Raw genomic sequence first — 573 nt, forward strand, 5'->3', positions numbered from 1 at the left:
AAACGGGCGAGGTCTTCACCGGCGGGAGCTACCGCCCGCAGACCCCCGGCGGCAAGCAGGTCCGTCGCTCCATCCGCGCCGCACTCTCCGGCGACGGCGAAGAGTAAGCGCGAAAGATCCAACACCCACTATCCCCACTACCTGAACGATGAGCTACAAGTGTTCCCGGTGTAAGCGCGACGTCGAACTGGACGAGTACGGCGGCGTCCGCTGTCCGTACTGCGGCCACCGCGTGCTGCTGAAAGAGCGCGCACCGGACGTCAAGGAAGTCCCAGTCGAGTAATCCCCTTCTTCGATGGCGAGCCGAGGGACCCCCGCCGACGGGGTCGCACACGAAGCCGCGATCGACTTCGAGTACGACGACGAGCGGCGCGCTCGACTCGTCACCGAGAGCGTCCGCGTCGAAGTCGACGAGATCGCGGACGATCGGTCCCGCGCCGACGTGACTCGTGAGGGCCGTACCGTCCACGTCGACGTCGCGGCCGCCGACCTCGTGGCGCTGCGCGCCGGGATAAATACGTGGATACGGCTGGTCCGCGTCGCCGAAGACGTCGAACGCGCGGGTGCGGAGCG

At 67.5% G+C, this 573-nt stretch carries 2 protein-coding genes and 1 pseudogene; all 3 read left to right on the forward strand.

Annotated features, from left to right (window positions below; all coding sequences use genetic code 11):
* Positions 1-107: pseudogene (locus tag DEQ92_RS21545) on the forward strand (50S ribosomal protein L37ae); the annotation flags it as partial.
* Between the two features lie 41 nt (positions 108-148).
* Positions 149-283, forward strand: a complete 135-nt coding sequence (locus DEQ92_RS21550; RefSeq protein WP_089764242.1) for a DNA-directed RNA polymerase subunit P — start codon at positions 149-151, stop codon at positions 281-283.
* A gap of 12 nt (positions 284-295) precedes the next feature.
* On the forward strand, positions 296-573 hold a 278-nt coding region (locus tag DEQ92_RS21555), incomplete at its 3' end, for a KEOPS complex subunit Pcc1 (RefSeq protein WP_115821758.1).

Origin of the sequence: Haloferax sp. Atlit-6N (assembly GCF_003383195.1) — an archaeon.
GTDB classification, from domain to species: Archaea; Halobacteriota; Halobacteria; order Halobacteriales; family Haloferacaceae; genus Haloferax; species Haloferax gibbonsii.

Bases quoted from the DNA above. Each gene is read 5' to 3' on its own strand.
- DEQ92_RS21550 (WP_089764242.1), top strand. From the start codon at position 149: ATGAGCTACAAGTGTTCCCGGTGTAAGCGCGACGTCGAACTGGACGAG.